Genomic DNA, 5,003 nt, shown 5'->3' with positions numbered 1-5,003 from the left:
GTGTTGCGGTCGTACAGGACCACCGGCGCCAGCACGGCCGCGAGGCCGAGCCAGCCGACCACCCGCAGCGACCACACCACCGGGCGCCGCCCGGCGCGGGAGAGCAGGGCCGGGCCGGCCAGCGCCGCGCAGGCGCCGGCCGCGAACTCCCAGAGCCGGCTGCCGGTGGAGAAGTAGGCGAGCGGCGCGGAGGTGGCCGTCCAGCGCAGGCAGAGCGCCAGGGAGACGCCGCCGACGGCCACCGTGGCGAGGGTGATCGCCAGGGTGCGGCGGCGCCCGTGCAGGTAGTGGGCGAGGCCGAGCAGCAGCACGCCCCAGAGCAGGTAGAACTGGTTCTCCACGCCCAGCGACCAGAAGTGCTGCAGCGGGCTGGGGTCGCGCTCGGCGGCCAGGTAGTCGGTCTGCTGGCCGACGAAGCGCCAGTTGGCGAACTGCCCGGCGGAGGCGATCAGGTCGCGGGCGAGGTCGGTGCCGCGCAGCGGGTCGAGCAGGGCGCCGCCGGCGGCGGCGGTGGCGACCAGCACGGTGGCGGCGGCGGGCAGGATGCGCCGGGCGCGACGGGCGGCGAAGTCCCACAGGCCGAGCGGGCGGCCGACGAGCAGACCGGTGATCAGGAAGCCGGAGATGACGAAGAAGACGTCGACGCCGACGAAGCCGCCGGTCAGGCCCGGGACGGCGGAGTGGAAGGCGAGGACGGAGAGCACGGCGACGCCGCGCAGCCCCTCGATGTCGGGGCGGAAGGCGGTGCGCCGGCGGGCCTGCCCGCTCTCGGCGACGGCGGCGCGCTGCGGGGCGGCGAGTTCCCGGTCCACCCGGACGACGCCGGGCAGCAGGTCGACGCGCGGGTCGGGCGGGGCGGCGGAGGGAACGGCGGACGGGGCGGCAGCGGAAGAGGAGGACGACGACGGTGGTGGTACGGCCGTTGACACGGCGGTGCTCCTTGCAGGGCTGGCAGCGGTTTGTCGGGCCCGCCGGGCCGATGGGGCGGCCGGGCGGTGTCCGCGCCGGTGGGGCGACGCGCAAGGAAACGCAACAGGCAGGTGATGCGGTCGAAGTGACGGTCCGTCAGAAGATCAGCGGATCGGCCCAGCCGGAGGCCAGCAGCCCGCACAGCAGCAGCGCGGCGGTGACGGCGACGGCCTCGGCGCGTCCGAACCCGAGGTCGGAGCGGCCCGGTGCGGGCGCGGCGACCTCACCGACGGCGGCGCCCTTGCCCCCGCCGGTGCCGTTCAGCAGCGGCCACAGCTCCCGGATCAGCGGGACCATGGTGTACGTGGTGAGCGCGAGCAGTCCGGCGAGCGCCCAGTACGGCCGCCAGCCGTGGAGCAGCGCGGCCCGGACCAGCCCGGCGGCGCCCGCGAGGACGACGAGCCCGAGCCAGGCGACCCCGATCCGGGCGACGGTGCGGGCGAGCGTACTGCCGCCGGACACGGCGCCGGTGGGCACCCAGTCGGCGGAGCGGCGGCGCAGCGCGTGCGCGATGGCGACCACGTGGCAGAGCCCGCCGAGGAGTTGGACCCGGGTGACCTCGAAGCGCCAGCGGGTGCGGGACATCGCGGGCAGCAGCACCAGGGCGACCCAGATCGGCGGCAGGAACGGCAGGACCTGCCAGGGCTGGATCTCCTCGGGCCGGAAGAACAGCATGATCAGGGCGGGCAGCGGTACGGCGAAGACGTTCACCGCGCTGGTGACGTAGCCGAGGATGCCGTTCCAGAAGCAGAGCCGGGCGGACTTCGGCAGCGGGCCGCGGCGGAAGTCCGGGTCGCGGACGAGTGCCAGGGAGCCGAGGCACCAGCGGTACTGCTGGCTGATGAAGGCGGGCAGGCCGGTGGGCGACATGCCCTTGGCGACCAGCGCGGGGACGTAGCGGGTGGCCCATCCGGCGCGGGCGAGGGCGAGGCCGGTGTAGAGGTCCTCGCTGTGGTCGATCTCGGCGAAGCCGCCGATCCGCTGCAGCGCGGCGCGGCGGTACAGGGCGTTGGTGCCGCAGCAGACGGTGCCGTCCTGCGCGTCCCGGGAGGGCTGGATCCAGCGGTAGAAGATCTCCTGGGTGGCTCCCGCGGCGCGCTCGAGCCAGGACATGTCGGCGTCCGTGTCGAAGCACTGCGGGCTCTGCACGATGCCGACCCCGGGGTTGTCGAGGTAGGGCACCAGGTGGTGCAGGAAGTCGGGGCGGGGGCAGAAGTCGGCGTCCAGGACGGCGACGATCTCGCCGGTGCCCTCGGCCAGGCCGTGGTTGAGGTTGCCGGCCTTCTTGAACCGGCCCCGGTCGGGGCGGGCGTGGTAGCGGAAGCCGTAGGACTCGGCGAGTTCGCGCACCTCGGGGCGGCCGGCGTCATCGAGGACCAGGACGGTCAGCTCACCGGGCCACCGGACGGCCGCGGTGTACCGGTAGGCGTTGTCCAGGACGGCCAGCGGTTCGCCGGCGGTCGGCAGCAGCAGGTCGACGCTCGGGGCGCGGGCGGGGCTCCAGGCGCGCAGCAGCAGGTCGTGCGAGTCGCGGGTGAAGCGCCGGGCGCGCTGGCCGTCGGTGAGCGAGAGCAGCCAGGTGGCCGCGTTGAGCACGGTGAGCACCAGGAAGGGCCAGAGCAGCGGCTTGCTGAGGGCGAACAGGCCGAGCGTGGCGGTGGCTCCCGCGTAGGAGAGGGTGGCGCAGAGCAGCACCCAGCGGCGCTGCGGGCCGAAGTACCAGTAGAGCTCCTCGTCGTCGGGCGGGCTGGGCAGCCGGTGGCCGTCGGGGTCCGCGGGTGTCCGGCGCGGACCGGTGTCGGGTGCGGGCATGGCGGTGCCATGGAGAACGGGCATGCGGAAATGGCCCCCCTGGGCAGCGGACGGAACGTGGCCGTTCGCGCTCAGCCTCTCACATTGGCCTAGACCAATCATGAACGAGGTATGACATCTCCGCATCGCCCCAGCTCAGCGAGTTGACGGTGGATCACCTGCGGAAACCCGGTCCAGCGGAACTGAACCGAACCCCGAGGGCGGGCCGTTTCCGGGGCCGTCAAGTACCGGTACGGCTCCACCCAGGCCTCCCGCCCGACCGCCGTACAGTCGTCAACTTCCGTACACGGACGTCAATTCCCCGTGGACTCCGCCTTCAACTCCTTGACGAGGTGCGCGAACCGGAGGTCCGGCCGCCGCGGGATGCCGAAGCGCTCGTCGCCGTACGGGAACGGGCTGAACTCGCCGGTGCGCCGGAAGCCCCGCCGCTCGTACCAGGCGATCAGCTCGGCGCGCTGCTCGATCACCGTCATCTCCATCGCGCCGACGCCCCACTCCTCGCCCGCCACCCGCTCCGCCTCGGCCAGCACGGCCCGGCCGATGCCGCCGCCCTGGAGCCCGGGACGCACCGAGAACATGCCGAAGTAGGCCAGCCCGCCGCGCCGCTCCAGCTGGCAGCAGGCGACCAGTTCGCCGTCCCGCTCGGCGAGGAGCACCACGCCGTCGGGGTGGCCCACGGCCTCGGCGACGGCCTCCGGGTTGGTGCGCCGGCCGCCCAGCAGGTCCGCCTCCGTGGTCCACCCGGCCCGGCTGGAATCGCCCCGGTAGGCGGACTCGACCAGCGCGACCAGCGCCGGCACGTCGGCGGGCACGGCGGTCCGGAACTCGGGCTCCCCGGCGGGCCGGGCGGGGTCGGTGGCGGTCTCGATCATGGCTGGTCTCTCCTCACGTGCGGGGGGCCGCCCGTGGTGGCCGGCCCGCGGGCATCGTGCCACAACGCTCCCGTCGCCCCGGGCGCCGCCTCCGCTCCCCCGACCCCTCCGTCGACCCCGCCGCCGACCCCGCCGCGGACCCCTCCGCCGCGCCCTCCACGGGCCCTGCCACCGCCCCGTCCCGGGCCGACCGCACCGGCAGAACCGGCAACGCCGGTTGCCGGTCATGGCGTCCCACCCCAGGTGACGTGCGTTCACCATGTGAAAAAAGATGCCTGGTGGCGGCGCCAGGTACATGGCTACTCTGCGGTACGGCCGGTCAGACCCCGGCCGTACCGGGTCATTTCGACCTTCCCCACGCTCGGACCAGAGGAGTGCTCATGCCCCGCTCTTCCCGCTCCGCCCGCACCATGGCCACCGTCACGGACGCCACCGCGGCCACCGCCAGACCGGCCCGCCGCCGCCTGCCCGCGCTCGCCGCCCTCGCCGCCGCGACCGCCCTGGTCGCCGGTGCGGCCGCCCCCGCGTACGCGGCCGACCCCGCCCCGGTCGCCCCCGTCGTCGAGGGCCGCCCCGGCTTCCACCCCGAGCAGGACTTCGCCGGCTCCACCGTCGCCGCCCGCGAGGGCCGCGGCGCCGCCGCCCCGTTCGCCTCCCTCGCCGCCACCCAGACCCCGGGCCTGGACGTCTCCGGCTACCAGGGCAACGTCAACTGGTCCTCGGTGGCCGCCAACGGCGCCAGGTTCGCCTACGTCAAGGCGACCGAGGGCACCGGCTACACCAACCCGTCCTTCGCCCAGCAGTACAACGGCTCGTACAACGCCGGCCTGGTCCGCGGCGCCTACCACTTCGCGCTGCCGAACGCCTCCTCCGGCGCCACCCAGGCCAACTACTTCGTCAGCCACGGTGGCGGCTGGTCCGCCGACGGCAAGACCCTGCCGCCCGCGCTGGACATCGAGTACAACCCCTACGGCGCCACCTGCTACGGCCTCAGCCAGAGCGCCATGGTCAGCTGGATCCGCGACTTCAGCAACACCGTGCACTCCCGCACCGGCCGCTACCCCACCATCTACACCACCACCAACTGGTGGACCCAGTGCACCGGCAACAACGGCGGCTTCGGCACCACCAACCCGCTCTGGATAGCCCGCTACGCCTCCTCCGTCGGCACCCTGCCGAACGGCTGGGGCTACCAGACCTTCTGGCAGTTCGCCGACTCCGGCACCTTCCCCGGTGACCAGAACTACTTCAACGGCGCGGCCGACCGCCTCCGCGCCCTCGCCCTGGGCTGACGGCCGACGGCCGACACGGCCCGACGACTGACACGGCCGACGGCCGACGCACCCGCGC

General features: G+C 74.3%; 4 protein-coding genes. 1 reads left to right on the top strand and 3 read right to left on the bottom strand.

Going from position 1 to position 5,003, the window contains the following annotated elements; translation table 11 throughout:
• The 3 genes from ACFU6K_RS31170 to ACFU6K_RS31160 form a co-directional block, all read right to left on the bottom strand.
• On the bottom strand, positions 1 to 929 hold a 929-nt coding region (locus tag ACFU6K_RS31170; RefSeq protein ID WP_380668698.1), incomplete at its 3' end, for an acyltransferase family protein.
• A gap of 136 nt (positions 930 to 1,065) precedes the next feature.
• Complete coding sequence (locus tag ACFU6K_RS31165; RefSeq protein ID WP_380668696.1) at positions 1,066 to 2,805, bottom strand: glycosyltransferase family 2 protein; 1,740 nt, start codon at positions 2,803 to 2,805, stop codon at positions 1,066 to 1,068.
• Positions 2,806 to 3,074: 269 nt separating this feature from the next.
• A complete protein-coding gene (locus tag ACFU6K_RS31160; protein ID WP_380668694.1) occupies positions 3,075 to 3,653 on the bottom strand; it encodes a GNAT family N-acetyltransferase in 579 nt (192 codons plus the stop codon).
• Positions 3,654 to 4,033: 380 nt separating this feature from the next.
• On the opposite strand from ACFU6K_RS31160, the gene ACFU6K_RS31155 reads away from it, so the two are divergent.
• Positions 4,034 to 4,945: a lysozyme gene (locus ACFU6K_RS31155; RefSeq protein ID WP_380668692.1), complete on the top strand. Its 912-nt coding sequence runs from the start codon at positions 4,034 to 4,036 to the stop codon at positions 4,943 to 4,945.
• Positions 4,946 to 5,003 lie beyond the last annotated feature (58 nt).

It is taken from the genome of Kitasatospora sp. NPDC057512 (assembly GCF_042802135.1).
Classification (GTDB): Bacteria; Actinomycetota; Actinomycetes; order Streptomycetales; family Streptomycetaceae; genus Kitasatospora.
This window is presented reverse-complemented; position numbering and strand designations above follow the sequence as displayed.

Coding starts and splice junctions, on each gene's coding strand:
- ACFU6K_RS31160 (WP_380668694.1), bottom strand. CDS start 3,653: ATGATCGAGACCGCCACCGACCCCGCCCGGCCCGCCGGGGAGCCCGAG.
- ACFU6K_RS31165 (WP_380668696.1), bottom strand. CDS start 2,805: ATGCCCGTTCTCCATGGCACCGCCATGCCCGCACCCGACACCGGTCCG.
- ACFU6K_RS31155 (WP_380668692.1), top strand. CDS start 4,034: ATGCCCCGCTCTTCCCGCTCCGCCCGCACCATGGCCACCGTCACGGAC.